The sequence below is a fragment of the Niveibacterium terrae genome, from assembly GCF_048213115.1.
GTDB lineage: Bacteria > Pseudomonadota > Gammaproteobacteria > Burkholderiales > Rhodocyclaceae > Niveibacterium > Niveibacterium terrae.
Genome location: NZ_CP172404.1, coordinates 546,490 through 569,909 on the forward strand (window position 1 = coordinate 546,490; position 23,420 = coordinate 569,909).

21 protein-coding genes, 4 tRNA genes and 1 other RNA gene are annotated in these 23,420 nt (G+C 63.9%); 22 read left to right on the forward strand and 4 right to left on the reverse strand.

Going from position 1 to position 23,420, the window contains the following annotated elements; translation table 11 throughout:
• Window positions 1-92: 92 nt before the first annotated feature.
• From ACHFB9_RS02600 to ACHFB9_RS02615, 4 genes are read left to right on the forward strand one after another with little or no spacing between them, the layout of a single operon-like run.
• Entirely contained in the window at window positions 93-1,916 is a 1,824-nt protein-coding gene (locus ACHFB9_RS02600; RefSeq protein WP_417069426.1) for a TonB-dependent receptor domain-containing protein, read from the forward strand.
• A 51-nt stretch (window positions 1,917-1,967) separates the two neighbouring features.
• Complete coding sequence (locus ACHFB9_RS02605) at window positions 1,968-2,945, forward strand: FecCD family ABC transporter permease (RefSeq protein ID WP_417071320.1); 978 nt, start codon at window positions 1,968-1,970, stop codon at window positions 2,943-2,945.
• Entirely contained in the window at window positions 2,942-3,715 is a 774-nt protein-coding gene (locus tag ACHFB9_RS02610; RefSeq protein ID WP_417069427.1) for an ABC transporter ATP-binding protein, read from the forward strand. Before ACHFB9_RS02605 ends, ACHFB9_RS02610 begins: the two co-directional genes overlap by 4 nt.
• 56 nt (window positions 3,716-3,771) lie before the next feature.
• Window positions 3,772-5,673, forward strand: a complete 1,902-nt coding sequence (locus tag ACHFB9_RS02615; protein ID WP_417069428.1) for a M48 family metalloprotease — start codon at window positions 3,772-3,774, stop codon at window positions 5,671-5,673.
• Here the strand turns inward: ACHFB9_RS02615 and ACHFB9_RS02620 are convergent, their stop codons facing one another.
• Window positions 5,674-6,582 carry a cobalamin-binding protein gene (locus ACHFB9_RS02620; RefSeq protein WP_417069429.1) on the reverse strand — a complete coding sequence of 303 codons (909 nt, stop codon included), beginning with the start codon at window positions 6,580-6,582 and terminating at the stop codon, window positions 5,674-5,676. It lies immediately after the preceding gene.
• Between the two features lie 93 nt (window positions 6,583-6,675).
• On the opposite strand from ACHFB9_RS02620, the gene ACHFB9_RS02625 reads away from it, so the two are divergent.
• From ACHFB9_RS02625 to meaB, 6 genes are all read left to right on the forward strand, one after another.
• Window positions 6,676-6,885, forward strand: a complete 210-nt coding sequence (locus tag ACHFB9_RS02625) for a hypothetical protein (protein WP_417069430.1) — start codon at window positions 6,676-6,678, stop codon at window positions 6,883-6,885.
• On the forward strand, window positions 6,882-7,181 hold the full coding sequence (locus ACHFB9_RS02630) for a cell division protein ZapA (RefSeq protein ID WP_417069431.1): 300 nt from the start codon (window positions 6,882-6,884) through the stop codon (window positions 7,179-7,181). Before ACHFB9_RS02625 ends, ACHFB9_RS02630 begins: the two co-directional genes overlap by 4 nt.
• A gap of 53 nt (window positions 7,182-7,234) precedes the next feature.
• A non-coding RNA gene (ssrS, locus tag ACHFB9_RS02635) (6S RNA) lies at window positions 7,235-7,415 on the forward strand.
• Window positions 7,416-7,473: 58 nt separating this feature from the next.
• A complete protein-coding gene (locus ACHFB9_RS02640) occupies window positions 7,474-7,950 on the forward strand; it encodes an EVE domain-containing protein (protein ID WP_417069432.1) in 477 nt (158 codons plus the stop codon).
• A gap of 410 nt (window positions 7,951-8,360) precedes the next feature.
• Window positions 8,361-10,511, forward strand: coding sequence for a methylmalonyl-CoA mutase (gene scpA / locus ACHFB9_RS02645; protein WP_417069433.1), 2,151 nt, complete (start codon window positions 8,361-8,363; stop codon window positions 10,509-10,511).
• 6 nt (window positions 10,512-10,517) lie between these two features.
• On the forward strand, window positions 10,518-11,504 hold the full coding sequence (meaB, locus tag ACHFB9_RS02650) for a methylmalonyl Co-A mutase-associated GTPase MeaB (protein ID WP_417069434.1): 987 nt from the start codon (window positions 10,518-10,520) through the stop codon (window positions 11,502-11,504).
• A 198-nt stretch (window positions 11,505-11,702) separates the two neighbouring features.
• On the opposite strand, the gene ACHFB9_RS02655 is transcribed toward meaB, so the two are convergent.
• Genes ACHFB9_RS02655 through ACHFB9_RS02665 form a run of 3 tightly spaced genes read right to left on the reverse strand, consistent with a single transcriptional unit; the run spans window position 11,703 to window position 13,735 of the window.
• The gene (locus ACHFB9_RS02655; RefSeq protein WP_417069435.1) at window positions 11,703-12,179 is read right to left on the reverse strand and encodes a VOC family protein; all 477 of its coding nucleotides are present in this window, start codon (window positions 12,177-12,179) and stop codon (window positions 11,703-11,705) included.
• Between the two features lie 43 nt (window positions 12,180-12,222).
• Window positions 12,223-12,897, reverse strand: coding sequence for a hypothetical protein (locus tag ACHFB9_RS02660; protein WP_417069436.1), 675 nt, complete (start codon window positions 12,895-12,897; stop codon window positions 12,223-12,225).
• Window positions 12,898-12,946: 49 nt separating this feature from the next.
• A complete protein-coding gene (locus tag ACHFB9_RS02665) occupies window positions 12,947-13,735 on the reverse strand; it encodes a class I SAM-dependent methyltransferase (protein ID WP_417069437.1) in 789 nt (262 codons plus the stop codon).
• A gap of 200 nt (window positions 13,736-13,935) precedes the next feature.
• Here ACHFB9_RS02665 and ACHFB9_RS02670 point away from each other — a divergent pair.
• The 12 genes from ACHFB9_RS02670 to rpoB all read left to right on the forward strand — a co-directional run bounded on the left by ACHFB9_RS02670 (window position 13,936) and on the right by rpoB (window position 23,412).
• Window positions 13,936-14,020, forward strand: a tRNA-Tyr gene (locus ACHFB9_RS02670).
• Window positions 14,021-14,062: 42 nt separating this feature from the next.
• Window positions 14,063-14,136, forward strand: a tRNA-Gly gene (locus tag ACHFB9_RS02675).
• 16 nt (window positions 14,137-14,152) lie between these two features.
• Window positions 14,153-14,227, forward strand: a tRNA-Thr gene (locus tag ACHFB9_RS02680).
• Window positions 14,228-14,299: 72 nt separating this feature from the next.
• Entirely contained in the window at window positions 14,300-15,490 is a 1,191-nt protein-coding gene (gene tuf, locus ACHFB9_RS02685) for an elongation factor Tu (RefSeq protein WP_417069438.1), read from the forward strand.
• A 73-nt stretch (window positions 15,491-15,563) separates the two neighbouring features.
• A tRNA-Trp gene (locus ACHFB9_RS02690) sits at window positions 15,564-15,639 on the forward strand.
• Between the two features lie 29 nt (window positions 15,640-15,668).
• Window positions 15,669-16,022 carry a preprotein translocase subunit SecE gene (secE, locus tag ACHFB9_RS02695; protein ID WP_417069439.1) on the forward strand — a complete coding sequence of 118 codons (354 nt, stop codon included), beginning with the start codon at window positions 15,669-15,671 and terminating at the stop codon, window positions 16,020-16,022.
• Window positions 16,019-16,552, forward strand: coding sequence for a transcription termination/antitermination protein NusG (gene nusG / locus ACHFB9_RS02700; RefSeq protein WP_417069440.1), 534 nt, complete (start codon window positions 16,019-16,021; stop codon window positions 16,550-16,552). Before secE ends, nusG begins: the two co-directional genes overlap by 4 nt.
• 112 nt (window positions 16,553-16,664) lie before the next feature.
• Window positions 16,665-17,096 carry a 50S ribosomal protein L11 gene (gene rplK, locus ACHFB9_RS02705; protein ID WP_417069441.1) on the forward strand — a complete coding sequence of 144 codons (432 nt, stop codon included), beginning with the start codon at window positions 16,665-16,667 and terminating at the stop codon, window positions 17,094-17,096.
• A 1-nt stretch (window position 17,097) separates the two neighbouring features.
• Window positions 17,098-17,805, forward strand: coding sequence for a 50S ribosomal protein L1 (rplA, locus tag ACHFB9_RS02710; RefSeq protein ID WP_417069442.1), 708 nt, complete (start codon window positions 17,098-17,100; stop codon window positions 17,803-17,805).
• Between the two features lie 257 nt (window positions 17,806-18,062).
• Complete coding sequence (gene rplJ / locus ACHFB9_RS02715; RefSeq protein WP_417069443.1) at window positions 18,063-18,566, forward strand: 50S ribosomal protein L10; 504 nt, start codon at window positions 18,063-18,065, stop codon at window positions 18,564-18,566.
• Window positions 18,567-18,614: 48 nt separating this feature from the next.
• Window positions 18,615-18,992 carry a 50S ribosomal protein L7/L12 gene (gene rplL / locus ACHFB9_RS02720; RefSeq protein WP_417069444.1) on the forward strand — a complete coding sequence of 126 codons (378 nt, stop codon included), beginning with the start codon at window positions 18,615-18,617 and terminating at the stop codon, window positions 18,990-18,992.
• A gap of 286 nt (window positions 18,993-19,278) precedes the next feature.
• Window positions 19,279-23,412, forward strand: a complete 4,134-nt coding sequence (rpoB, locus tag ACHFB9_RS02725) for a DNA-directed RNA polymerase subunit beta (RefSeq protein ID WP_417069445.1) — start codon at window positions 19,279-19,281, stop codon at window positions 23,410-23,412.
• Window positions 23,413-23,420 lie beyond the last annotated feature (8 nt).

The following is a 23,420-nucleotide window of genomic DNA, read 5'->3' on the forward strand; positions in this document are numbered from 1 at the left end:
ACGCATCGCGCGTTCATGACGCTTCCCTGTGCTTCTTCTCTTTATCGTTTCTGGCGTGCGGGGTCGCACGCCGGCCATCAGGGAGCTCAAACTTGAAACCGCTCTGCGCTGCGTTGATCGCAGCTTTCCCCCTCATTTCCTCGGCGGCCGACAGCGTCGCCGAAGCCGTCGTCGTGACCGCCAGCCGTCAGCCGGTGCGTGTCGCCGAGTCTCTGGCCGACGTCACAGTCATCGACCGCGACGAGATCGCCCAGGCGGGAAGCAGCGGCCTGGCCGAGCTGCTCGGCCGCCAGGCCGGCATCAGCTTCTCGTCCAACGGCGGGCCGGGCACGGCTTCGTCGGTCTTCGTCCGCGGTGCGAGTGCCGCGCAGACCCTGATTCTCGTCGACGGCCTGCGTTTCGGGTCGGAAACGACCGGAGGTGCGGCGCTCGAACACCTGTCGCTCGAGCAGATCGAGCGCATCGAGATCGTCCGCGGCCCGGCCTCGGCGCTCTACGGCGCCGATGCGGTCGGTGGGGTGATCCAGATCTTCACGCGTCAGGGCCAAGGCAAGCCGGCCCTGGATGCGTTCGCCGGAGCCGGGCGCTACGGCGCCGAGTCCTACGCTCTGGGCGGCTCGGGCGAGGCGGGAGCCTTGCGCTTCTCGCTGCGCGGGAGCTACGACAAGACCGACGGCTTTTCGGCGATCGCCGACAAGAGCAAGCAGGCTTATAGCTATGATCCGGATCGCGATGGCTATCGCCGCTCCGCGCTGGGGGGAAGCCTGGGGTGGAAGATCGCCGACGGCCACCAGCTCGACCTGAGCGCCCAGTACAACAAGGGGCGCACTCATTACGACGCGCAGGACGGCGCCGGCCTGCCTTTCGATGCCTATGCCGATGTCGAAGTCTCGGCTTTCGGTGCGAGCCTGAAGGATCGCCTGCTGGATGGCTGGGACAGCACGCTGCGCCTGGGCAGCACGCTCGACGACAGCCGCGACTTCGCGCCCTGGACGCCGCTCGGCGCGAGCTTCCGGACCCGTCAGAACCAGATCGACTGGCAGAACGACATCCGCAGCGCTGTCGGTTCCTGGGTGCTGGGGGCGAGCAGCGTGCGCCAGTCGGCCTTGTCTGAAGGCAGTTTCGACCGGGCGCGGACGATCACCGGAATCTACGGCGGCTGGACTCTGGATGTTGGTAGCCAACACTTGCAGGCCGATCTGCGCCGCGACGACAACTCGCAGTTCGGCGCTCATACGACCGGAACGCTGGCCTGGGGCTGGCAGTTCGTGCCCGACTGGCGCTTGCGTGCGAGCTGGGGCACTTCCTTCCGGGCGCCCAGCTTCAACGAGCTCTACTATCCTGGCTACGGCAACGAAGCGCTGAATCCCGAGAAGGGGCGCAGTGGCGAAGTCGCGCTCGCGTGGTCCGCCGACGGCAGTCGCGCGTCACTGACCGGCTATCGCAACCGGGTCAGCAACCTGATCAACTCGGTCTGCGATGCGAACTGGGTCTGCGTTGCGCAGAACGTCGCGCGCGCCGAACTCGAAGGCCTGACCCTGGCCGGCGCGACCGGATGGGGGGGCTTCGCGCTGGAAGGCAGCGCCGACTGGCTGCGCGCGCGCGATCCCGACACGGGGCTGCAGCTGGCGCGGCGCGCCCAGCGCCAGGCCAAGCTCGCCGCGAGTTATGGCAACGAGCGCTGGAAGCTGGGCAGCGAGTTCTCCGCTGTCAGCGGTCGTTTCGAAGATGCGGCGAACACGAAGCGGATGGGCGGTTATGGCCTCGTGAACCTGTTCGGTCAGTATGCGCTGAGCCCGACCGTCCGCTTCGAAGCGCGTCTCGACAACGTCTTCGACCATCGCTACGAGACGGCCTGGGGCTATGGCACGGCAGGCGCCACCCTCTTTGCCGGCGTGCGCATCAGCACCCGTTAAGGGGCGCGCAGCGCGACAATGTCGGCTTCCTCCTCTTCCCTGGTTTTGACGATGCCGCGCCGCCACGCTCTGTCCGCCTTCGTGCTGCTCGCGCTGACCGCGCTCGCAGCGATGCTGTGGGCGCTGGCGGCGGGAGAGGTCGGCGTTGGTCCGGGCGCGATTCTCAGCGCGCTGAGCGGCTCGACCGAGTCGCTGGGCGCGAACGTCGTGCGCGAGCTGCGCCTGCCGCGCGCGCTGGCCGCTTTCGGCTGCGGTGGGCTGCTCGCGCTCTCCGGTGCTCTGATGCAGGTGCTGTTGCGCAACCCTCTGGCCGATCCGTATGTGCTCGGCGTCTCCGGCGGCGCTGCAGTTGGCGCTCTGGGGGCGATGATGCTGGGTCTGGCCAGTCCGTGGTGTGATCTGGCGAGTTTCGGCGGAGCGCTGGCCGCGATGTTCGTGGTCTTTGGTCTGGCCCGCGGCGAGGGGAGCTGGACGCCGACCCGGCTGCTGCTGACCGGAGTCGTGGTCGCGGCCGGCTGCGGGGCCCTGGTTTCGCTGATGCTCAGCATCGCGCCGGAGCGCTCGCTGCGCGGCATGCTGTTCTGGATGATGGGCGATGCGGGGGCGGCGCAGAATCCGTTGTGGATCCTCGCGGTGCTCGCGCTGGGCGTTGCGCTGAGCCTGCCGGTCGCGCGCGAACTGAACCTGCTCGCGCGGGGTGAGCGCTGTGCGCAGGCGCTGGGCGTCGCGACCCGGCGTTTGCGTCTCGCGGTTTTTTTTGTGGCGAGCCTGATGACCGCCGTCGCGGTTTCGGCGGTCGGCAGCGTCGGTTTCGTCGGGCTGATCGTTCCCCATTTGCTGCGTCTCGTGCTCGGCAACGACCAGAGGTTGCTGCTGCCGGCTTCGGCTTTGGGCGGGGGTATCCTGCTGCTGCTGGCCGACACCGCGGCGCGCACGATCGCCGCGCCTCAGCAGCTCCCGGTCGGAGTCCTGACCGCGCTGATCGGAGTCCCGGTCTTCCTGTGGCTGCTGGCGAGGCATCCGCGATGAAGGCTAGTCCGCTGCTGGCCGCCGGGAATATTTCCGTCGGCATCGGTTCGATCTGCGCGGTGCGCGATGCGTCGTTCTCACTTGCGCCTGGAGACCGGCTCGCCGTGCTGGGCCGCAATGGCGTCGGCAAGAGCACGCTGTTGGCGGCCTTGGCCGGCCTGCACCCGCTGATGGCGGGGGCAGTTCGGTGCGCGGAGCGCGAACTGTCGGCCTGGAAGCCCGAGGCTCTGGCCAGGCTGCGCGCCTGGCTCCCCCAGCATCCCGAGGATGCTTTCGCGAGCAGCGTGCTCGAAGCCGTTCTGGTCGGCCGCCATCCGTGGATGGGGCGTTTCGCCTGGGAAGGGGACGAAGAGCTGAAGATTGCGCGCGAAGCGTTGCGGGCGATGGATCTGTCCGGCTTTGAGGGGCGCAACGTGCTGACCCTGTCCGGCGGCGAGCGTCAGAGAGTCGCGCTGGCAACTGTGCTGACCCAAACCCCCTCCCTCTATCTGCTCGACGAACCGCTCACTCATCTGGATTTGTCCAGTCAAGTCGCGGTGCTCGAGCATTTTGCCGGACTCGCGGCGCGGGGCGCCGCGGTCGTCATTGTCGAGCACGACCTGAATCTGGCTCTGAGTTGGGCCAACCGGGTTCTGCTGCTGCTCGGGAACGGCGAATGGGAAGAGGGATCCTGTGCCGAGATCGCGACCACCGGGAAGCTCTCGCGCGCTCTGGGCCATCCGCTGCGCTGCCTGGATGATCGCGGACGCAGTGTTTTTCTGCCGCGCTGAGGTGCCGTTCGTCTGCTGAGCTTGCGCTTGCCGCCAGCCCGGACGACACTTTCCTCATGCTGAAGGCCGACTTTGAAGCTCTCTTCGAGAACTACCGCCTCTGTGCGCTGCGCCATCCACGGCTGATTCATCTGAAGATCACCGCGCGGGCGGTCATAGGCTTAGGGGTGGTTCTGCTTAGCGGCGCTCTGGCCCTGCTCGGCTTGCTTTGGTCGCTGAGTCCGGTTTTCTCGGGAGACTATTCCGGGCCTCCTTTGCTTTGGCTGCTGCGCATCCCGTTGCTGATCCTGGCCCTGGCCTGGATCGTTTCAGTCGGAAGGGTTCTGCGCGCGCGCTTTGCGCCGATGGCGGGAATGCTTCTGGCGCGCGAAGAGGCTCCGGAGATGTTCGCGCTGCTCGAACGGCTGCAGCGCCGCTTCCGCTCTCCTCCAATCCACGAGGTCAGGATCACCGGCGATCTGAACGCGGCGATCACCCAACGTCCCTGTCTGCATCTCGGCGGCACTCAGCGCAACACCCTGATTCTGGGTTTGCCGCTGGCCCTGGCCCTGGCGCCCAGGCAGTTCGTCGCGGTTCTGGCGCATGAATTCGGTCATCTGCGCAGCCAGCGCATCGCGCTGGGGGGCTGGGGGTGTCATCTGCGCAGCTTCTGGCACCAGGTTCTCGACAACATGGAGAACGACCGCTCCCCCTTCCGTTTCCTGCTGTCCGCGATCGCCCGCTACGAGTCGCCCGTCTACTGTGCGGGTTCTCTGGTGCTCTCCCATCTGGACGAGATGGAAGCCGATGAATCGGCGGCCAGAGTCGTCGGAGCGAAGTTGTTGGGTCAGGCTCTGGCCGAACTCGCGCTCAAGCACCGCTTTCTGGTCCAGGACTACTGGCACAAAGTCTATGCCCAGGCCGATCGCTCCGAGCGGCCGGCCATCCTGCCCTACCGGAACATGAGGGCCGCGCTGAGGGCGGGGTTTGACCGCCGGGCCGCGGCGAGCTGGTTCGACGAGATCGCGCAGAGCGATGATTCCCTGCTGGGGACTCACCCCAGCCTGGGCGTCCGGGTCAAGGCGCTGGGCGTCGATTCGCTGCGCGAAAAGCGGGGCGGAGAGCGCGCCGGGGATCGCTATCTGGGGCCGGCACTCGATCGCCTGGCCGGGCTGCTCGATCGTGACTGGTGGGATGCCGAGCGCAGCAGCTGGCGGCGCCGGCACTGGGAGGTGAGCCGGGCGCTGGATCGCATCGCCCGACTCGAAGCCGAAGGGCTGGCGCTCGGTGTATCGGACCGTCTTGAACTAGCGATGCTGGTCGAGCGCTATGCGGGCGACCGCGACCCGCTCAAGGTCTACCGCGAGATGATGCCCGAGGCGCCGGGACGGCCCGACGCTTTGCTCGCGATGGGGCGTCTGCTGGTGAGCCGGAACGATCCGAGTGGCGTCGCCTATCTGCGTCAGTCGCTCGGCGAGGATGATGCGGTGGGCTTGCAGGCCACCGCGCTGCTAATCGAACACTACGAGTCCTGCGGCATGAGCCAGGTCGCCGAGCCTTACCGTAAACGTCTGGCCGAGCTGCTGCAGCAGGCGGTCAAGGTTCAGCGTGAGCTTGACGCGCCGGTCGCTGCCGTGCGCAACGAGCCTTCCGGTCTGGAGATCCATGAGATGCGCGCGCTGGTGCGCGAACTGCGTCCGCACAGCTTCGTCCGCTCGGGGTTTGTCGTGCGCCGGATCTGCCCGGAAGCCCCGAGCTGGCGCGCCTGCCTGGTTCTAGTCTGCGTTGCGCCAGGAGATCTCGCCGCCGCCGAGGAACTCGCCCGGAGTTTGGGCGAGTCGATCTCGCTGTGCGGAGTCTGGCGTTTTCTCGCCTGTGTCGAAGGAGGGGAGGAAGAAGTTGCCGTGCGCGGAGTCGAGGGCGCCAAGTTCTTCTCGCGCCGTCGCTCGCGCCCCGAGGCCGGGCGCTTGAGTGCCTAGCTAGGGGAGGCGTTGGCGCGCGGCCTCCAGCGCGACGCAGAGCTGCTCGGCACCGTCCGCGAAACGAGGACCGGAGCGGTTGAGCAGATTGCCGTCCACGCTGGCGAGGTTGCGATAGCGGACGGCGGGGAGCTGGGGCCAGCGCTTCCACTCGGCGAGCGCCTGGGCGCTCGCCTGACCGGCTTCCGACGGGGTCAGGATCAGCTCGGGTCTGGCCTTCAGGACGGCCTCCTGGCTGATCGTCGGCGCGAGCGGCCCCAGGCTTGCGAACACGTTCTCGCCTCCACACAGAGTGATCGCCGCGCTGACCATGTGTTGGCCGTTCAAGGTCATCAGCGGCTGTGGCCAGATTTCGTAGAAAACCTTGACGGTCCTGCGCCCTGAATAGCGGCTTTGCAGCGCGGTGATCTGCGCTTCGAAGCGCTTCGCGGCGGCCTCACCCGCCACGGCGCTGCCAGTCAGACGCGAGAGCGTGCGCAGGTTGGCTGCGATCTGCCCGATCTGCCTGGGTTCGCTGAGGAAAACCGGAATGCCCAGCGCGCGCAGCCGGGCGATCTGGGGCTGGGGATTGCCCGAAGCCCAGCCGACGACGAGGTCGGGATGCAGGCTGGCGATGCGTTCGAGATCGAGTGCCTGATAGCTGCCGACGGAAGGGAGCTTTCTCGCCGCCGCCGGCCAGTCGCTGTAGGCGGAGACCGCGATCAGCCGCTCCCCGGCCCCGGCGGCATAGAGCAGCTCCGTCGCATGGGGCGAGAGGCTGATGATCCGGCGTGCGGCGGAGGCGAGGTGGACGGTCTGCCCGCTGTCGTCGCGGACCGTGATCGGAGCGGCAAGTGCCGGGCCCGACGAGATCAGGCTCAGACTCGTGGCGAGCCAGATGGCGATAGAGCGGAGGGAGGACTGGGGCATCGCGAGGGCGGTGAGTAGCCGGGACTGGGATTGTAAGCTGCGCTTGCGCGAGCGGCTTGACCCCTGCTCACCTCGCCCCCTAACATCCTGTCCATGGAACAAGAACTTGCCGCTCTGGAACAGAAGCTCGATTTGCTGCTTGCGCAGGGCACAAAGCTGCGCGCGGAGAATTCTGACTTGCGGGCCCGTGTCGGGGAACTCGAATCGGAGAATCTGCGCTTGAACAACAAGGTTGGTGCCGCGACGGCCAGGATAGAGGCTGCATTGGCCATGCTTCCCGAGAAAATGGGGGCCGAATCGTGACGGATCACGTCGATTTTTCGATTTACGGTCGCGAATACAGCGTCAGCATCGATCCGGCCCAGCGCGATACGCTTCTCGCCGCGGTGGCACTCGTCGATGGGCGGATGTATGAGCTCGAATCGCGCACCCATGCGGGGTGCGAGACTCTGGCGGTCATGACTGCGCTGAACATCGCCCACGATCTTTTGCAGTTGCAGCGAGGAAGCGGCTTGGATCTGCCGGGCTTCGTGCGTAGAATTGAAGCGATGGGGGACAAGATCGATCAGGCCATGACCCCCCAGGAAAAGCTGTTCTGAGCGTGGCTTGATGACAGGATTCGGGGAAAGCGGTATTGCGCCTCCCCAGCAGTTTTCCCCTGCCGTGTTCGTAATAGGTCGTAGATTCCTTGGACCAATGTCTTCTACGACTAGGTTGCCGACCCTTGTAACCGCTGTTGTGCGCACCCTCGGGTGTACCTGAAGCGGGAGGAAGGCAGCCTCCCTGAACCCTAGGTTCGGGATGCCGGCCTCTACGGCACAGGCGGGGGATCCATCTTGAAGGGCGCGGAGCATCGCTTCGCGCCCTTTTCCTTTTCAGGATCGGGGTTCCATGCGCTACTGGTTGATGAAGTCCGAGCCGTCCGACTGCTCGATCGATGATCTGGCGGCGATGCCCGATCAAACTGTCGCCTGGTATGGCGTGCGCAACTATCAGGCGCGCAATTTCATGCGCGACCAGATGACGCCCGGCGATCAGGCTTTCTTCTATCACTCGAACTGCGCTCAGCCGGGCATCGTCGGGATCGTCAGCATCAGCAGCCTGGCCTATCCGGATGCGACCCAGTTCGATCCGGACAGCCGCTATTTCGACCCGAAGGCGACCCGGCAGACTCCGCGTTGGCTCAACGTCGATGTGACTCTGGTGCGCAAGACGCCGCTGGTGAGCCTCGCCGCACTGCGCGCCGAACCCGAGCTGGAGACGCTCAGGATGCTGCAGAAGGGCAACCGGTTGTCGATCACTCCGGTCGATCCCGCGCACTGGAAGTTCATCACTTCGACGCTGATGGCGGCTGCCGACGCCCCCTGATCCTGGCGGCTGACCGGCCTGGCTGTTCCGGCGGAGAGCGTGGGTCAGGCTCGCTTCGCACATCAGAAGCGTACTTTTTCCTTGGGATTGCTGCGCCTGGCAGCAAAAATGCTCAGCGATGCCCACAGACGCCGGGGTGCGCAGGAATAAAAGCACAATAAAATAAATTTATTCTTGTATTCAGTTTGGTGATTCGGGTATTATCTGCCTTGTGGGCTGTCAAGCCGCGATCGAGAGCCGGAACTTCCGGCGAAGCGCGCCAGCGCGGGATCCGGCAGGCATCGTGATACGTCTGGGGGGAGGTGTCACGATTGCTCCGATAGCTCCGGCCCGCGCGGATTCGCGCGGGCCCTTTTATTTTTGCCCGACGGCTGCAGTTCCGGGGGCTTGCCGGGCGTCTGGGGGATGGGATGTCCGAGATCAAAACTTCGGTTGATCTGTCTGCCTGGCTGGCGGCCGCAGCCAAGTCCGCACCCGGGGGAGACCCCGCCGCGATGAACTGGACGACGCCCGAGGGGCTCACCGTCAAGGCGCTCTATACCGCCGCCGATCTGGCCGGTCTTCCCTATACCGATACGTTGCCTGGCTTTGCGCCTTTCGTGCGCGGGCCTCAACCGACGATGTATGCGACGAGGCCGTGGACGATCCGGCAGTACGCCGGCTTCTCGACCGCCGAGGAATCCAACGCTTTCTATCGCAAATCGCTCGCGGCGGGGGGGCAGGGGATTTCGGTCGCATTCGATCTGGCGACGCACCGCGGCTACGATTCCGATCACCCGCGCGTGGTTGGCGACGTCGGCAAGGCCGGAGTCGCGATCGACTCGGTCGAGGACATGAAGATCCTGTTCGATGGGATTCCGCTCGACAAGATCAGCGTTTCGATGACGATGAATGGCGCGGTGCTGCCGGTTCTGGCGGGCTATATCGTGGCCGCAGAGGAACAGGGCGTTAGCCTGGACAAGCTCTCGGGGACGATACAGAACGACATCCTCAAGGAGTTCATGGTCCGCAACACCTACATCTATCCGCCCGAGCCATCGATGCGGATCATCGCAGACATCATCGGCTATACGGCCGAGCACATGCCGAAGTTCAATTCGATCTCGATCTCCGGCTACCATATCCAGGAAGCCGGCGCGAATCAGGCGATCGAGCTCGCTTTCACGCTCGCCGACGGCAAGGAGTATGTGCGCACCGCGTTGTCGACCGGCCTCGATGTCGATGCCTTTGCCGGTCGGCTCTCCTTCTTCTTCGCGATCGGCACGAACTTCTACCTCGAAGTGGCCAAGCTGCGCGCAGCGCGGCTGTTGTGGTGGAAGATCATGAAGGAGTTCGGCGCGAAGAGCCCGAAGTCGATGATGCTGCGCACGCACTGTCAGACCTCGGGTTGGTCGCTGACCGAGCAGGATCCCTACAACAACGTGATCCGGACCACCGTCGAAGCGATGGCGGCCGTCTTCGGCGGCACCCAGTCTCTGCACACGAACGCGCTCGACGAGGCGATCGCACTGCCCACCGAGTTCTCGGCGCGGATCGCGCGCAACACGCAGATCCTGATCCAGGAGGAGACCCACATCTGCAACGTGATCGATCCGTGGGCCGGCTCCTACATGATGGAGAGGCTGACCCAGGATCTCGCGGACAAGGCCTGGACGATCATCGAGGAAGTCGAAGCGCTGGGCGGGATGACCCGCGCGGTCGGCTCGGGCTGGGCCAAGCTTCAGGTTGAACGCTGCGCGGCCGACAAGCAGGCGAGGATAGATTCCGGGCGCGACGTGATCGTTGGCGTCAACAAGTACCAGCTCAAGGAGCAGGCGCCGATCGAGATCCTCGAGATCGACAACACGCTCGTCCGCGAGAAGCAGCTGGCCAGGCTCGCCGAGATCCGTGCCCGCCGCGATGCAGCCAGAGTGGCCACGACGCTGGAGGCGCTGACCGAGGCGGCGCGAAGCGGCGAAGGCAACCTGCTGGCACTGGCGGTCGATGCGGCCAGGGTGAGGGCGACGGTCGGCGAGATCTCCGATGCGTTGGAGAAGGTCTGGGGCCGGCACAAGGCTTCATCGCAGACGGTTTCAGGAGTCTATGGAGCGGTCGTGGCGGAAGATTCGGGCTGGAAGGCGTTGAAAGAGGAGATCGAGCGCTTTGCGCTCGATGCGGGCAGGCGACCGCGCATCCTGATCGCGAAGCTCGGCCAGGATGGGCACGATAGGGGCGCCAAGGTCATCGCGAGCGCCTATTCCGATCTCGGCTTCGACGTCGATATCGGACCGATGTTCGCGACGCCGGAAGAGGCGGCCCGTCAGGCGGTCGAGAACGATGTCCACGCGATCGGGATTTCGACGCTTGCGGCCGGCCACAAGACTCTGGTGCCGCAGTTGATCTCGGCTCTGCGCGAGCAGGGAGCGACCGACATCGCGGTCATCGTCGGCGGAGTGATCCCGGCTCAGGACTACGCCTTTCTGCGCGAAGCGGGCGTGGCCTGCATCTTCGGGCCGGGAACCCAGGTCGAACAGGCTGCCCGCGAGACTCTTGCGGCGATTCGCGCGCGCAATCCCGGTTGAGAGGCGATGCCGGCGCAGGATCTGGAAGTCGCCGAGATCGACAATGCGCTGCTCGAAGGAGTGCTGGCGGGGCAGCGCCGTGCGTTGGCCAAGACCATCACCCTGCTTGAATCGACGCGCGCGGACCACCGGCTGCGCGCCCGTGCGCTGCTGAACGCGCTGCTCCCGCACTCGGGGCGGGCGGTTCGCGTCGGCATGTCCGGCGTGCCGGGCGTCGGCAAATCCACGTTCATCGAGGCTCTGGGCCTGTTCCTGATCGGGAAGGGGCACCGCGTCGCGGTGCTCGCGGTCGACCCGAGCTCCAGCCTCAACGGAGGCTCGATCCTCGGCGACAAGACCCGGATGGAGAAGCTTGCCTGCGAGGATGCGGCATTCATCCGGCCTTCTCCTTCCGGCGGCACTCTGGGCGGCGTTGCATCGCGAACCCGCGAGGCGATGCTGGTGCTCGAAGCGGCGGGCTTCGACATCGTGATCGTCGAGACCGTCGGGGTCGGTCAGAGCGAGACCGCGGTCGCCGGGATGAGCGATGCCTTCGTGCTGATGCAGCTCCCCAATGCCGGCGACGAGCTGCAGGCGATCAAGAAGGGAATCGTCGAGCTTGCCGATCTGATCGTCATCAACAAGGAGGATCTCGACCCGGATGCGGCGATGCGGGCCCGGGCCCAGATGGGCTCGGCCCTGTCGCTGTTGCGCGGTCATGGCGCCGAAGTGCCGATCCTCGGGCTGTCGGCGCTGCGCGCCGAGGGTGTCGAGGCCTTCTGGATGGCGCTGGAGGGTTTGATCGCGGTGCGGCGCGAGAAGGGTGAGTTCGAGGCGAGGCGGCGCCAGCAGGCCCTGGCCTGGATGTGGGCCTTGGTCCAGGAAGGTTTGCAGCTGCGCTTTCAGGCGAGCGAGCCGGTCCGGCTGGCCTTGCCCGAGGTTCTCGCAGCGGTCGAGGGCGGGAAGCTGCCGGCCTCGGTGGCGGCCGTCCGGCTGCTTGAGATCTCCCGTTGATCGAACGGAGCCGGCATCCGCGGTGATCTGTTGATGCCAAGCAAACCCGCTCCGGTGGGAGCGAAGTAACTTGTCAGCGAATGCACGATTTTTGGGCACGGCAGCGGCCGTGCCAAGTGGTTTCAAGGGGGAGGGGAGCCTGTCAGGCTCCCACGTTACGGGACCGGCTCTGAGCCGGTCCCCTTTTTTGACTGCGCATCAGGCCTTGGCGAGTGCGGTAAAAGCCGCGATCACGGCCTCCGGAGCCTGAACCAGCTCGATCAGCACCCCTTCGCCGCTGTTCGGCGCCGCTTCATTGCCTTTCGGGTGAACGAAGCAGATGTCGAAGCCCGCTGCGCCGCGGCGTATCCCTCCTGGCGTGAAGCGCAGCCCCTGGGCGCCCAGCCATTCGACGGCGCGGGGCAGATCGTCGACCCACAGACCGATATGGTTGAGCGGCGGTTCGTCGACCCGGGGTTTCTTTGCGGGATCCAGCGGCTGCATCAGGTCCACTTCACAGCGTGCGGCGCCGATGCCCATCGCGAAGATGTCCTCATCGACGTTCTCGCGCTCGCTGCGGAAGTTCCCCATCCGCTCAAGCCCGAACAGATCTCCCCACAGATGGGCCAGACGGTCCTTGTCGGGGCCGCCGATGGCGACTTGCTGGATGCCGAGAATGCGGAAAGGCCGGGTCATGTCATCTCCTCTGGAAAAAAGAAACGCGTTTGGGATTCGCCTGTCACGGGTGATCGGACTCTTCGGCGTCGGCTTCCGCGCGTGCCTGGGCGAGGGCTGTGGCGACGCAGGAGGCTTCCTCTTCGAACAGGCCCAACACGCCCTGCGCGAATTCGCGCGCGAGCCTGTTCAGCGCCGTACCCGGTTCGCTCTGAAGCCGGGTCTGCAGCAGGACCTTGGTGGCCGACATCGAGTGGATCGGCGGGAGAACCCGGGCGCGGAAATCCTCGGGCAGTTCGTCGACCATCCGGTTCGCCGCATCGAGTTGCCAGCGGTTTCGGGGCCACTGCGAAGGCAGGGCGCGCGCTTTCGGGAAAAGGTCGAGATCGCGCAGTACAGCCCGGTAATCCTCGGGTGAGTCGCGGAAAGGAAGGAGCACGATGTCGGACATCTGGTAGAGCGAGATGTCGAGGTCGGTGCGGTTGGCGCCCCCGTCGAGCACGCCTATCCAGCCCTTGAGCTCGCGCAGCCGCGAGACGACCTTGTCGCGCGCGTGGGGCGAGCGCGCGTCGGCGACGACGTAGCGACGCCCGTCGGGCAGCACCGGCTCCCTGTCCTCATCGGTCATCACGCAGGCGGCGCGGCGCCCGAGCAGGGTCAGACCGTGACAGAGCAGGTGGGAGAGTGTGGTCTTCCCCGTCCCTCCCTTGTTGCCGATGATGCAGATGATCTCCGCCATTTGCCTTGTCTCCGTTCGGGCGGATCGGGCCGCCTCGCTTGTCGCAACTTCAGGCCGGCTGGCGCTTTGGCCAGATCCGGTGCCGGGGAGGCGCGGTGCTTGCCGCGCTCATCGTGTAGCAGTAGAGCCGGGTGCCGCGCCGGTCGGCAACATCGAGGACGCCAGCTTCCCGCTGATCGGGGACGGCGAAGCTGTTGGAGATCAATACGGCGCCGGGACGCAGCTCCTGGCCCGCTTTCTCCCAGACCCGGGCCATCGGGGCGGGGGACAGAAATGCGTAGATCACATCGAAACCGGACCAGTCGGTCGCGAAGAAGTCGCCCCGCGAGAGGTGGGCGTTGCTCTGGCCTCTGGCCAGCCAGCGCGCCAGAAGCGCGGGGGCGGGAGCGGCCTCGATGCCGTGCACTTCGGCATCGGGGCGAAGACGGGCGAAGCCGCGCACGAAGCTCCCCGTGCCGCTGCCGATATCCAGCACCCGCAGAGGCCCGGCGGGCAGAGACTCGGCGAGCAGCGCGATCGTCTTCGCGTTGGACAGGAAAAGCGGAACCCGGGTCAGGAAGCAGCTCCAGTAGATCAGCGCGAGGATGATGAAGGCGAGCGCCCAGAACCAGGAGGGTAGTCCGGTCTGCAGCGCAAGAACGGCCGCGGGCAGGAAGAAGAGGTGAATGGGCAGCCACCAGGTCGGCACGCGCGATGCGAGCGCGAGCGAAGCAGCGAAGCAGCCCTGGATCGCGGCCAGGCCGAGCAGAGAGGGCGGAGTGAGGACGCCCAGACGCAGCAGGGCGAGGGTCAGTGCCGCCGCGATCATCTGGATGGCGAGGGCGCGCAGCGCGGGCATGAGCAGCTCGGAGTGAGAAGAAGTTCTAATCCTTGGCCATCCCCGCCGTTCGCGCAAGAGCTTGCAGCGACAAGCTGAAGGGCTTTTGACCTTTCTGGTACGCAATCAGTTAGAATGCCCCCCGGCTGCGGCTCTCAAGCGAAATTTTCAAATGCGCTTGACAAGAGATGAATAGATCTCTAGAGTGCTTGTTTCACCGGGGAGGGGTTCCCGAGTGGCCAAAGGGATCAGACTGTAAATCTGACGGCACTGCCTTCGAAGGTTCGAATCCTTCCCCCTCCACCAAGTGTTTCCACCGCAAGGTGGGTTGGTTGCGGTAAGTCTGCTGCGGGTGTAGCTCAATGGTAGAGCTGAAGCCTTCCAAGCTTAAGACGAGGGTTCGATTCCCTTCACCCGCTCCAGCAAAAGTTTTTTCGTGCCCATGTAGCTCAGTGGTAGAGCACTCCCTTGGTAAGGGAGAGGCCACGTGTTCGATCCACGTCATGGGCACCACTGATTTCTACGGTTCGGCGGGCGGCTTTGGGCGTCCTCCGGGTTTCCTGATACGACATCTGGGGTAGTGACATGGCCAAGGAAAAATTCGAGCGGACAAAACCGCACGTGAACGTCGGTACCATCGGTCACGTTGACCATGGCAAGACCACGCTGACTGCAGCGATCACGACTGTTCTGTCGGCGAAGTTCGGCGGAGCTGCGAAGAAGTACGACGAAATCGATGCGGCGCCGGAAGAAAAGGCACGCGGTATCACGATCAATACCGCGCACGTCGAATACGAAACCGAAACCCGTCACTATGCGCACGTCGACTGCCCGGGGCACGCCGACTACGTGAAGAACATGATTACCGGTGCTGCGCAGATGGACGGCGCGATCCTGGTCGTGTCGGCCGCTGACGGCCCGATGCCGCAGACCCGCGAGCACATCCTGCTGGCGCGTCAGGTTGGCGTTCCTTACGTGATCGTGTTCCTGAACAAGTGCGACATGGTCGACGACGCCGAGCTGCTCGAACTCGTCGAGATGGAAGTTCGCGAACTGCTCTCGAAGTACGACTTCCCGGGTGATGACACCCCGATCGTCAAGGGTTCGGCCCTGAAGGCGCTCGAAGGCGACCAGAGCCCGATCGGCGAACCGGCGATCTTTGAGCTGGCCGCTGCGCTCGACAGCTACATCCCGACGCCGGAACGCGCTGTCGATCAGCCCTTCCTGCTGCCGATCGAAGACGTGTTCTCGATCTCGGGTCGCGGTACCGTGGTGACCGGCCGTGTCGAACGCGGCATCGTCAAGGTTGGCGAAGAAATCGAAATCGTCGGTATCAAGCCCACCGTCAAGACCACCTGCACGGGCGTCGAAATGTTCCGCAAGCTGCTCGACCAAGGTCAGGCTGGCGACAACGTTGGCGTTCTGCTGCGCGGCACGAAGCGTGAAGATGTCGAGCGCGGTCAGGTTCTGGCCAAGCCCGGTTCGATTACGCCGCACACCCACTTCACCGGTGAAGTGTATGTGCTGAGCAAGGACGAAGGCGGCCGTCACACCCCGTTCTTCAACAACTATCGTCCGCAGTTCTACTTCCGTACGACCGACGTGACCGGTGCGATCGAGCTGCCGGAAGGCACCGAGATGGTCATGCCTGGCGACAACGTGTCGATCACGGTCAAGCTGATCGCTCCGATCGCGATGGAAGAAGGTCTGCGTTTCGCGATCCGCGAAGGTGGCCGCACCGTGGGTGCTGGCGTCGTCGCGAAGATCATCGAGTAAGTTTGTGCGTGGCTGCCGGAGACGGCAGCCCGGCAGGGCGCCCTGACTTGGGGCGCCTTGTAGTCTCTGCTGCAGGGGCATAGCTCAATTGGCAGAGCGTCGGTCTCCAAAACCGAAGGTTGGGGGTTCGAGACCCTCTGCCCCTGCCACTATTGCTGAACGGGTTCCACTCTCACCCATGGCTGACAAAATAAAATTTGCGCTGGCGCTGCTTTTGGTGGCTGCCGGCGTAGCTGCCTTCTACCTGCTGTCCGAGACGGCGATGGTTTTGCGTGTGCTCGCCGTCGTTGCGGGCGTGCTCGCGGGTGGCGCGGTTGCATGGTTCACGGAGCCGGGGCGCCAGTTCGCCGAATTTTCCGCTGACTCGGTTGCTGAAGCCAAGAAAGTTGTCTGGCCCAGCCGCAAGGAAACCATCCAGACCACGGGCATCGTGTTTGCCTTCGTCGTCGTGATGGCTCTGTTCCTGTGGCTCGCCGACAAGACCCTCGAATGGGGGCTGTACGATCTGATTCTGGGCTGGAAGCGGTCATGAGCAAGCGTTGGTATGTGGTTCATGCGTACTCCGGCTTCGAGAAGTCGGTGATGCGCGCGCTCATCGAGCGCATCGCTCGTGCAGGCATGCAGGACAAGTTCGGTCAGGTTCTCGTCCCTGTCGAGGAAGTAATGGAAATGCGCAACGGTCAGAAGGTGACAACCGAGCGCAAGTTCTTCCCGGGCTATGTGCTGGTCGAGATGGACATGGACGACGAGTCCTGGCACCTGGTCAAGAGCACTCCGCGGGTGACCGGCTTCATCGGCGGCACCGCGAACAAACCGGCGCCGATCTCGCCTCAGGAAGTCGAAAAGATCATGACCCAGATGCAGGAAGGGGTCGAGAAGCCGAAACCCAAGGTCCTGTTCGAAGTTGGCGAAATGGTTCGGGTCAAGGAAGGTCCTTTTACGGACTTCAACGGTTCGGTCGAGAGCGTCAACTACGAGAAGAGCCGTCTGCATGTGTCGGTGACGATTTTCGGACGCGCGACTCCGGTCGAACTCGAATTCGGCCAGGTCGAAAAAGTTTAAGAATTCAAAGCCCGCCTTGTGCGGGCTTTGTTGGGCCGGGTCTTCGACCCGGTCATGAGGAGCGCCAGTAGGTTCGCCGAACGCGCGCTTTCACTCACATCAAGGAGTCATCATGGCCAAGAAAATTATCGGCTATATCAAGCTGCAAGTGCCGGCCGGCAAGGCTAACCCCTCGCCCCCTATCGGCCCGGCGCTGGGTCAGCGCGGTCTGAACATCATGGAGTTCTGCAAGGCGTTCAACGCCCAGACCCAGGGTGTTGAACCGGGCCTGCCCATCCCTGTCGTGATCACCGCCTTCGCGGACAAGTCCTTCACGTTCATCATGAAGACTCCGCCGGCCACGATCCTGATCAAGAAGGCTGCCGGTATCCAGAAGGGCTCGCCCAAGCCCCATACCGACAAGGTCGGCAAGATCACCAAGGCCCAGTGCGAAGAAATCGCCAAGGCCAAGCAAAAGGATCTGACCGCAGCTGACCTCGATGCTGCCGCTCGTACCATCGCTGGCTCCGCGCGCAGCATGGGCATCACCGTGGAGGGCCTCTGAAATGGCTAAGGTTTCGAAGCGTATTAAGGCGCTCCGCGCCAAGATCGACAGCACCCGCATCTACGCAGCCAGCGAAGCCCTTGCTCTGATCAAGGAAACCGCGACTGCCAAGTTTGACGAATCGGTCGACGTTTCCGTCAATCTGGGCGTCGACGCGAAGAAGTCGGACCAGCTGGTTCGTGGCTCGGTCGTTCTGCCTGCCGGTACCGGCAAGACCGTCCGCGTCGCCGTGTTCGCGCAAGGCCCCAAGGCTGAAGAAGCGAAGGCTGCCGGTGCTGATGTCGTCGGTTTCGACGACCTGGCCCAACAGGTCAAGAGCGGCACGATCGACTTCGATCTGTGTATCGCGACGCCTGACGCGATGCGCGTCGTCGGCGCCCTGGGTCAGATCCTCGGCCCGCGCGGCCTGATGCCTAACCCCAAGGTTGGCACGGTTACGATGGACGTGACGACCGCGGTCAAGAACGCCAAGGCCGGTCAGATCCAGTACCGTACCGACAAGGCCGGTATCATCCACGCGACGATCGGCCGTGCTTCGTTCTCGGCTGAAGCGCTGCAACAGAACTTGACGGCCCTGCTCGAAGCGCTGCAAAAGGCGAAGCCGGCTGCGGTCAAGGGCCAGTACATCCGCAAGATCGCCGTGTCCAGCACGATGGGCGGCGGTGTGCGCGTGGATACGTCCAGCATCGTTGTTGCGGTCGCTGCCTGATTTTCAGGTGGCTGGGAGCGAAGCTCCCGCATTGAAAGAACTTTGGGCTACGGCGTCTTCTCCGGAAGACGCCGTAGATCGTCAAAGACCGCGGGTGCCTTCAGAGAAATCGGAAGGCTTAATAGCGAAAGCAGCCTGCGCAGATGGTGTACCCAGAACAGGATTTTCCGGGCTTGCCCGGCTCTCTCCTGATCGAGGTCGCCGTAGGGGCGGCGGAATGATCCGCCGCGAGTTGACTAGATAGGAGGAAAGACCTCATGGGTCTGAATCTCGACGACAAGAAAGCCGTCGTTGCTGAGGTGTCGGCAGAAGTAGCCAAGGCCCAGACTATCGTTGTGGCTGAGTATGCAGGCATCGAGGTTTCCAACCTCACCGTGCTGCGTGCAAAGGCCCGCGATGCTGGCGTCTATCTGCGTGTGCTGAAGAACACCCTGGCGCGTCGTGCGGTGGCTGACACCGCCTTCGCCGGCCTTGCCGACCAATTGACCGGACCGCTGATTTACAGCCTTTCGTCCGATCCCGTGGCCGCCGCAAAGGTGCTGAACGACTTCGCTAAAACCAACGACAAGCTCAAGCTCAAGGCGGGTTGCTACGCCGGCAAGGTGCTCGACCAGGCTGGCGTGCAAGCGCTCGCGTCGATCCCGAGCCGCGAGGAACTGCTGGCCAAGCTGCTGGGCGTCATGAAGGCTCCGGTTTCCGGCTTCGCCGTCGCTCTTGGCGCGCTTGCCAAGAAGCGCGAAGAAGAAGGCGCTGCGGCCTGAGCTGCTGGTTTAACGAACTAACGACATTCGATTTTGGAGTCTATTGACATGGCAATCACCAAAGAAGACATCCTGGAAGCCGTCGGTAACCTGACGGTTCTGGAACTGAACGACCTCGTGAAGGCGTTCGAAGAGAAGTTCGGCGTTTCCGCTGCGGCCATGGCCGTTGCCGGTCCTGCCGCTGGCGCTGCTGGCGCTGCTGCTGCTGAAGAGCAGACCGAATTCACCGTCGTGCTCGCCGCTGTCGGCGACAAGAAGGTTGAAGTCATCAAGGTCGTCCGCGCCGTGACCGGCCTGGGCCTGAAGGAAGCCAAGGACGTCGTCGACGGCGCTCCGAAGCCCGTCAAGGAAGGCGTGTCGAAGGCTGACGCCGAAGCCCTGAAGAAGCAGCTGGAAGACGCTGGCGCCAAGGTCGAAATCAAGTAATCGACCTCGCGTTTTGCGGGCTGGTGACGTCCTGGACGTCGCCAGCCTTTTGCGTTTTACAGAACGCAGGGAAAATTCCGTCACAACGGCATTTTCCGTGTCTTCTGATTCGACTGCTGAAGACAGTATCCGGCCGGACGGGAAGCCGCCGGGATGATCGTTCCCGCACTCCCGTCGTCAGCCAGGGGCAGGTAGAGGCCTGCCACCGGATGCGCAACCTACAGTCGGGGCTCGTCGCAGAGCCTGTCGAGTCTGCGAGACCTGCCTTTCGCCAACCGGAGAACCCATGGCCTACTCGTTCACCGAGAAAAAGCGCATCCGCAAGAGCTTCGCCAAAGGCGCAGCTGTGCTGGACGTGCCTTATCTGCTCGCTACCCAGCTTGAGTCCTACGCCTCGTTCCTGCAATCCGAAGTGCCGCATCAGCAGCGCCAGGAGCAGGGCCTTCAGGCGGCCTTCAAGTCCATCTTCCCGATCGTTTCGCATTCGGGTAATGCACGCCTCGAATTCGTGCACTACATGCTCGGCGAGCCGGCATTCGACGTCAAGGAATGCCAACAACGTGGTCTGACCCTGGCCTCTCCGCTGCGCGCGCGCGTGCGCCTGGTGATCCTGGACAAGGAAGCCGCCAAGGAGACGATCAAGGAAGTGAAGGAACAGGAAGTCTATATGGGCGAAATTCCGCTCATGACGACGACCGGTTCTTTCGTCATCAACGGCACCGAGCGTGTCATCGTTTCCCAGCTGCACCGTTCTCCCGGCGTGTTCTTCGAGCACGACCGCGGCAAGACGCACAGCTCGGGCAAGCTGCTGTTCTCGGCCCGGATCATCCCCTACCGCGGTTCCTGGCTGGACTTCGAGTTCGACCCGAAGGACTTCCTGTTCTTCCGCGTCGACCGCCGCCGCAAGATGCCGGTCACGATTCTGCTCAAGGCGATCGGGATGTCGCACGAGGACATCCTCGCGACCTTCCACGACTTCGATGCCTTCGAGATCAAGGGCGAACAGATCCTCTTCTCGCTGGTGCCTGAGCGCCTGCGCGGCGAGGTCGCCAAGTTCGACATCACCGACAACTCGGGACGCGTGATCGTCACGCACGACAAGCGGATCACCGCGAAGCACATCCGTGAGCTCAATGAAGCCGGAATCAAGAACATCGCTGTTCCTGAAGACTTCATGCTCGGCCGCGTGCTGGCGAAGAACGTCGTCGACGGCGATACCGGCGAACTGATCGCCCGCGCCAACGACGAAATCACCGAAGAGCTGCTCGCCAAGCTGCGCGCGAGCGGCATCTCCGGCTTCGAGACGCTGTACATCAACGATTTGGACCGCGGTCCTTACATCTCGCAGACGCTGCGCTCCGATGAGTCCGCCGACCAGTGGCAGGCGCGCGTCGCGATCTACCGGATGATGCGCCCGGGCGAGCCGCCGACCGAAGATGCGGTCGAAGCGTTGTTCCAGGGCCTGTTCTATGCGCCGGAACGCTACGATCTGTCCTCCGTCGGCCGGATGAAGTTCAACCGCCGTGCCTATCCGGATCGTCTGGACGACAAGGCGCCGGAATGGCAGCGCCGCTTCTACCAGAACGTCGGCCCGCAAGGCGAGGAAGGCTCTGGAACGCTGTGCAACGACGACATCCTGGCCGTGATCGGCGTGCTGGTCGAGCTGCGCAATGGCCGCGGTGACATCGACGATATCGATCACCTGGGCAACCGTCGCGTCCGTTCGGTCGGCGAACTGGCCGAGAACCAGTTCCGCGCCGGTCTCGTCCGCGTCGAGCGCGCGGTCAAGGAACGTCTGAACCAGGCGGAATCCGACAACCTGATGCCGCACGACCTGATCAATGCGAAGCCGATTTCGGCCGCGATCAAGGAATTCTTCGGCTCCAGCCAGCTCTCGCAGTTCATGGACCAGACCAACCCGCTGTCGGAGATCACCCACAAGCGCCGCGTTTCGGCTCTTGGCCCGGGCGGTCTGACCCGTGAGCGTGCCGGCTTCGAAGTGCGCGACGTGCACCCGACCCACTACGGTCGTCTGTGCCCTATCGAAACGCCTGAAGGCCCGAACATCGGTCTGATCAACTCGCTGGCTGTCTATGCGCGGACCAACCGCCATGGCTTCCTCGAAACGCCGTACCGCAAGGTCGTCGACGGCAAGCCGACCGACCAGATCGACTACCTGTCGGCGATCGAAGAGGGTGGCTATGTGATCGCCCAGGCGAACGCGCGGCTCGACGAAAACGGCATGCTGATCGACGGTCTGGTGTCGTCCCGCAACAAGGGCGAATCGATCATGGTGACGCCGGATCAGGTCCAGTACATGGACGTCTCGCCGTCGCAGATCATCTCGGTCGCTGCGTCGCTGATTCCCTTCCTCGAGCACGACGATGCGAACCGGGCCCTGATGGGCGCGAACATGCAGCGCCAGGCCGTTCCCTGCCTGCGTCCGGAGAAGTCGCTGGTTGGTACCGGCATCGAACGCACGGTGGCCGTCGACTCGGGTACGACCGTTCAGGCTCTGCGTGGTGGTCTCGTCGACTACGTCGATGCGAACCGCGTCGTGGTCCGCGTCAACGACGATGAGACGATTGCCGGCGAAGTTGGCGTCGACATCTACAACTTCATCAAGTACACGCGTTCGAACCAGAACACGAACATCAACCAGCGGCCGATCGTCAAGATCGGCGATCGCATCGCCCGTGGCGACGTGCTGGCGGATGGCGCATCGACCGACCTCGGCGAGCTGGCTCTTGGCCAGAACATGCTGATCGCGTACATGCCGTGGAACGGCTACAACTACGAAGACTCGATCCTGATCTCCGAGCGCGTCGTCATCGACGACCGTTTCACTTCGGTGCACATCGAAGAGCTGACGGTGGTTGCCCGCGACACGAAGCTGGGGGCTGAAGACATCACCCGCGACATCGCTTCGCTCGGCGAAGCTCAGCTGGGTCGTCTCGACGAGTCCGGCATCGTCTATATCGGCGCCGAAGTCGAAGCCGGTGACGTGCTGGTCGGCAAGGTCACGCCGAAGGGCGAAACCCAGCTGACTCCGGAAGAGAAGCTGCTGCGCGCGATCTTTGGCGAGAAGGCTTCCGACGTTAAGGACACCTCGCTGCGCGTGCCCTCGGGCATGAACGGCACCGTCATCGACGTGCAGATCTTCACCCGTGAAGGCATCGAGCGCGACAAGCGCGCGCAGTCGATCATCGACGACATGCTGCGTGGTTTCCGCACCGACCTGGGCGACCAGATGCGCATCGTCGAGCGCGACGCTTTCTCGCGTATCGAACGTCTGATCATCGGCGAAGTCGCCAATGGCGGCCCGAACAAACTCGCCAAGGGCACGAAGATCACGAAGGAATATCTGGAAAAGGTCGAACCGCATTCGTGGTTCGACATCCGGATGGCCGACGAAGCGATCGCCCAGCAGCTCGAATCGCTGAAGGAAGGCCTCGAGAAGACCCGCACCGACTTCGACCTCGCTTTCGAAGCGAAGAAGAAGAAGCTGACCCAGGGCGATGAACTGCCCCCGGGCGTGCAGAAGATGGTCAAGGTCTATCTGGCCGTCAAGCGCCGCCTGCAGCCTGGCGACAAGATGGCCGGCCGCCACGGTAACAAGGGCGTCGTGTCGAAGATCGTTCCGGTCGAAGACATGCCTTACATGGCGGACGGTACCCCGGCCGACATTGTGCTGAACCCGCTCGGCGTGCCGTCGCGTATGAACATCGGGCAGATTCTCGAGACCCACCTCGGCTGGGCCGCTCACGGTCTGGGCCGGAAGTTCGACGAGATGCTGCGCCGCAACGCGAACGTCAAGGAAATGCGCGACCTGCTCGATGCGATCTACAACAGCAGCGGCAAGCACGAAGACCTCGACGAGCTGAACGACACCGACGTCGTCGAACTGGCAACGAACCTGCGCAAGGGTGTGCCCTTCGCAACCCCGGTGTTCTCGGGTGCAGAAGAGTCCGAGATCGAAAACATGCTGCGTCTCGCCGGCATGGATATCGGTGGTCAGGTCGAGCTGTTCGATGGCCGCACTGGCGAAGCTTTCGAGCGCAAGGTGACCGTCGGCTACAAGCACATGCTCAAGCTGCACCACTTGGTCGATGACAAGATGCACGCGCGTTCGACCGGCCCGTACTCGCTCGTCACCCAGCAACCTCTGGGCGGCAAGGCGCAGTTCGGTGGTCAGCGTTTCGGGGAAATGGAAGTGTGGGCACTGGAAGCTTATGGTGCCGCCTACACCCTGCAGGAAATGCTGACTGTGAAGTCGGACGATGTGAATGGCCGGACCAAGGTCTACGAAAACATCGTCAAGGGCGAGCACAAGATCGAGGCCGGCATGCCGGAATCCTTCAATGTGCTGGTGAAGGAAATTCGCTCGCTGGCGATCGACATCGACCTGGAGCGTTTCTGAGACCGCGG